Here is a 4,054-nt window from a genome sequence, read left to right on the forward strand (position 1 = left end):
ATACCCCCCCACCCCTCCACCCCCTTGTGGGGCTTGTGTGGGGGGTTGTTTTTTTTTTTTCCCCCCGGGGGCGGCCCCCCCCCGGGGGGGGGGGGCCCGCCTCTATTTGCGTCGGAAGATGGTCACCACAGAGCCGCGAGGAGCGCGAGTCCGAGGAAGACGAGGGAGCCACCGGTGATGTCGATGGCGAGCTGGAGACCGCGGTACTTGCGCTTCGCGATCACGGAGAGCTGCCTGACGTGATCGACCTGATTGGTGGGTTCGGTCAGGTCCTGGACGACCTCGTCGGCGGTGGCGATCGACCAGTACAGGTAACTGCCGCGTACCGCCCCGCCGAGGCGGGGCCGGACCACGACCAGGACCACGAGCATCGCGAGGATCAGACCGACGGCACCGCCGGCGACAAGGACGGAGGCGAGCCCCGGCAGGGATCGGTTGGGGACGCTGGCCACGAGCGCGGCCAGGGGCAGGCTGAACGCGGTGAGGAGGACGCCGCTCTTGGCGTCGGTGCGCGAGATCTCGGCCAGGACGGTGGTGGTCGCGGCTTCGAGGCGCTTGGGGAGTTCCTTGTTCTCGCTCATGCGGCTGCTCCTCCGGTGAGGTCGAAGAGGTCGAGTTGGGCGGCTTCGAGTTCCTGGCGGCGGGAGTCGGCGGCGGCCTGCTGGACCCGCTCGACGGCCTGCCGCCAGCAGGGGCCGCACCAGGGGCGGAGCTGTTCGAGCGGGGCGGCGATGTTCTCGGCGTCGGTGGCGCGGGGCGGGTAGGGGGCGGCGGTGAGGCGCGGCTTGCCGATCTGGTTGGGCTTGCCGCAGCGGCCGCCGGAGTGGTCCTTGCCGCAGGCGCCTTCGCAGCCGCACGTTTCGCCGTGGGCCTGGAGGACGCGGGATAAGACGGTCTCGGTCGCGTGGATCGTGGTCACTGCTGGTCCCCCTTGAGGATGGCTCGCACCTCGGCCAGGTCGATGTCGTGGCGTTCCAGGAGTTCGAGGGTCTTCTCGATGCGCTGCTCGAAGGCGAGTTCTCGGCGGCGGTGGGATTCGGCCTTGCTGCTGAGGTCGATGATCTGGCGGTTGAGCTGGCGGTTGGTGCGGGCGGTGATGATGCGGAGCACGGAGGCTTCCTTTCGCTCGGGCTACTTGTGGACGTCGTTGCGGGTGCGGGCGAACATGCCCTTGGTGGTCGTGGTGGTCGTCGTGGTGGTGATGCGGTGGTCGACGGGCCCGGTGTAGTGGTTGTGGATCTCGGCGGGGGCGGCTTCGACCACGTCCTTAGCACGCTTGAGGACGCGTCCGAGGACGGCAACGAAGGCGATGGGGGCCCCGGTGATGAGGGCGACGGTAACGGGGTCGGCGTGGCCGGCGGTGAAGAGGACGAGGGAAGCGGAGCCGCCGATCAGGAGCGAGGAGGCGCCCGCGGCGAGCATGAGGGCGCTGGCATCCGTGGCCTTCTGGGACATGGGCGGGCGTCCGGGCTGAGCGACCGGCGGGGTAGGCCCGTACGCGGGCAGCGGGGTCTCGTCGCGGTGCGAGGTCGGCGGGGCGTACGCCTCGGTGATGAGCTGACGGGCTCGGGCATCGGCCTCGTCGGCGCTGAGTCGGGCGGCGGTGCGGTCGTGATCCACGGGGTGCTCCTTCGTAGTGACGCTGCGGGGAGGGGGTCGGGGCCCGGAGGCGGAATCTCCAGGGCCCCGGCGTGCTGGCTGTGGTGTGCGGGGTCAGTCCGCGGGGACGGGGACGATGAGCTTCGTTTCGTCGGGGCGGGCGATCAGACCCTTCGCGCGCAGGGTGCTGATGTTGGTGCGTACGGAGGCTCGGGCGACCCGGCGGCCGCCGTCGGCTTCGAGCACGGCCATGAGGTCGACCTCGGCCAGGCCGTCCGCCGGCAGCGCGGCGAGGATGCGCTGGGCGGTCGACATCCGGGAGATGTCGGGCTCGGGTTCGGTCTCCGGGGTGGGCGCCGCCGACGCAGCGCCCGCCGGGCCGCCCTCGGAAGCCGCCTTCCGCTCCTTCGCGGTCATGTACGCCTCCAGGTCGATGGCCTGGCCCGGAGGGGCGTGGTCGCCGTACAGGGCGAGGATCACCGGGTCGAACCCCGGTGTCGGAGCGACGCTCCCCACGACGAACGTGCGGGCCATGCTCGTGGGGCGGATCCCGGTGAGGTGGTAGAGCATCCCCTGGCTGTTGACGTCGTCCTCGTTGTCGGCTCGCTGCTCGTTGAAGCGGCGGATCCGGCGGACCTGGCCGACGACCTTGGGGATCGGCTGGAGGGACTCGCCGCGGGGGAGGAGTCCGTCGCTGACGAGCTGCTGCATCATCGCGCTGGACCAGCGCAGGAGGATGACTTCGCCTTCCTTGAGCATGCCGCGCAGCGTGTCGGAGCCCCCGAGTTCGTCCAGGTGTCCGGCCTGCGCGGCGATGATGATGCCGACGCCCACCGACCTGCCCGTCCTGCCCAGTTCCTTGATGAGCAGGGCGGCTTCGTCCCTGAACGGGGCGCCTTTTTCGAGCAACCTGTTCGCCTCGTCGACGAGGCCGTACACCAGCGGGTCGGGGTCGCCAATGACGAAGCCCGAGCGGCCCATCTCCGCGTAGGCGACCATGCGTCGCTCGGCTTCGGCGACCAGGCCCCGCAGCATGAGGATCGCCTCGTACTGGGTGGTGACCCGGGTGGCGACGTGTCCGGCCGCCTCGGGCACCGACTGGCCGTGCTTGAGGTCGGCGAGGTGGACGACGATCCCGGAGTTCTTGCAGGCGATCAGGATCGCCTGGACCAACCTGCTCTTACCGGCGCCGGTGGTGCCGAACACCGCGCCGCGCTGGGCGTTGCCCGTGCGCGGGTCGAACAACCTGAAGCGGAGCGGTGATCCGTCGAAGTACGTGCCGAGCGTGATCCGCCCGCGTTCGTCCATCACCAGGTCGTCCGCCGTCATCTCGCGGACGCCCATGAGGGGGTTGGAGGGGTAGACGCGGACGATGGCCTCACGGCCAACGCCCTGTTCGAAGATCACCCTGCTGTAGTCCTTGATCTCCAGCAGGTCGCACAGCGCCTCGTGGTCGTACCTTTTCACCCCGCCCGGCGGGGTCTTCAGTACGTACTCGCGGACGTGCAGCATCAGGTCAGCTCCTTCGGCATCTCGTAGGTGTTGGCCTCGATCAGCTCGACGCCGGGCATCGCGGTAGCGGCGATCTGCGCCCACACCTCCGCGTCGCTGTCGACCGGCCCGGCCCCGGTCTCGGCCACCGGGCGCTGCCCGAGGACCAGGAGGCGGACACCAGCGCCGCGGCCGGGCACCGGGCCGATGTCGATCAGCTCCTCCGGGAGGTCCAGTTCGGCGGACAAGCCCGGCACGGAGATCTCGGGCACGGGCTGGCCGCGCTTCTGGGCGCCGATGATGAGCGCCAGGCACTGCTCGCCCACCTGCCGGTGCTCCAGGAGCACGGTGCCGGGGGCGACGCCGCCCTCGATGGCGAACCGCTCGCCCCACCAGCGGGCCTGCTCGCTGGCGTAGGTCGGGGCCGGCGGCGCGGCGGGCACTTCCTCGACCTTCTGGACTTCGGCGAGCTCCTGGGCCAGGGCCTCGTCGACGAACTCGCGGGCGAGGAGTCCGGGACGCAGCCACCAGGTGGCTCCGGTCCACAGCGCTGCCACCGCGGCCTGGACGAGCAGGGGCACCCCCGTGTCGGGGGCCAGCCGCTCGCCGACGAGCAGCACCGCGCAGCCCGCGTGCGGGGCGGCGTAGAGCGAGATGGCCGTCCAGCGCACCGAGGCGGGAGCGCGCACGACCTTCGGGTTCACCGCGAGGCCGACGCCGGCGGCGACGACAGCGGCGGCGGCGCCGGGGAGGGTGAAGACGTCGCTGCCGAGCCCCCCGGTGAGGACGACGGCACCGGCCACGGTGGCGGCCCGGCCGACCGTGGAGCGCACGCGAGCGAGCATGAGTGGTACCTCCAGAAACGGGCGGGGCGGCCGGGCCCCCCCGTGGGGGCCGGCCCCCCCCCCGGGGGGGGGGGGGGGAGCCGGTTGGTGTTTTAGATGGTTAGGATTATAAAAAAAAA

At 71.1% G+C, this 4,054-nt stretch carries 6 protein-coding genes; all 6 read right to left on the bottom strand.

Annotated elements, in window-relative coordinates:
• Nucleotides 1-122: 122 nt before the first annotated feature.
• The 6 genes from ACFCY7_RS40065 to ACFCY7_RS40090 all read right to left on the bottom strand — a co-directional run bounded on the left by ACFCY7_RS40065 (nt 123) and on the right by ACFCY7_RS40090 (nt 3,935).
• Nucleotides 123-581, bottom strand: coding sequence for a Pycsar system effector family protein (locus ACFCY7_RS40065; protein WP_376491014.1), 459 nt, complete (start codon nt 579-581; stop codon nt 123-125).
• Nucleotides 578-919: a hypothetical protein gene (locus tag ACFCY7_RS40070; RefSeq protein ID WP_376491015.1), complete on the bottom strand. Its 342-nt coding sequence runs from the start codon at nt 917-919 to the stop codon at nt 578-580. Before ACFCY7_RS40070 ends, ACFCY7_RS40065 begins: the two co-directional genes overlap by 4 nt.
• A complete protein-coding gene (locus ACFCY7_RS40075; protein WP_376491016.1) occupies nt 916-1,110 on the bottom strand; it encodes a hypothetical protein in 195 nt (64 codons plus the stop codon). The genes ACFCY7_RS40070 and ACFCY7_RS40075 overlap by 4 nt, the downstream gene beginning before the upstream one ends.
• Before the next feature lie 21 nt (nt 1,111-1,131).
• Nucleotides 1,132-1,620 (bottom strand): hypothetical protein, encoded by a 489-nt coding sequence (locus tag ACFCY7_RS40080; protein WP_376491017.1) that lies wholly within the window; start codon nt 1,618-1,620, stop codon nt 1,132-1,134.
• A 93-nt stretch (nt 1,621-1,713) separates the two neighbouring features.
• Nucleotides 1,714-3,111, bottom strand: coding sequence for a transfer protein (locus tag ACFCY7_RS40085; RefSeq protein WP_376491018.1), 1,398 nt, complete (start codon nt 3,109-3,111; stop codon nt 1,714-1,716).
• Nucleotides 3,111-3,935: a hypothetical protein gene (locus ACFCY7_RS40090; RefSeq protein ID WP_376491019.1), complete on the bottom strand. Its 825-nt coding sequence runs from the start codon at nt 3,933-3,935 to the stop codon at nt 3,111-3,113. Before ACFCY7_RS40090 ends, ACFCY7_RS40085 begins: the two co-directional genes overlap by 1 nt.
• Nucleotides 3,936-4,054 lie beyond the last annotated feature (119 nt).

Origin of the sequence: Streptomyces sp. NPDC056361, assembly GCF_042262805.1 — a bacterium.
Taxonomy (GTDB): Bacteria; Actinomycetota; Actinomycetes; order Streptomycetales; family Streptomycetaceae; genus Streptomyces.

What these genes read in the sequence shown, in the direction of transcription:
- ACFCY7_RS40090 (WP_376491019.1), bottom strand. Translation starts at nt 3,935, where the DNA reads ATGCTCGCTCGCGTGCGCTCCACGGTCGGCCGGGCCGCCACCGTGGCC.
- ACFCY7_RS40085 (WP_376491018.1), bottom strand. Translation starts at nt 3,111, where the DNA reads ATGCTGCACGTCCGCGAGTACGTACTGAAGACCCCGCCGGGCGGGGTG.
- ACFCY7_RS40065 (WP_376491014.1), bottom strand. Translation starts at nt 581, where the DNA reads ATGAGCGAGAACAAGGAACTCCCCAAGCGCCTCGAAGCCGCGACCACC.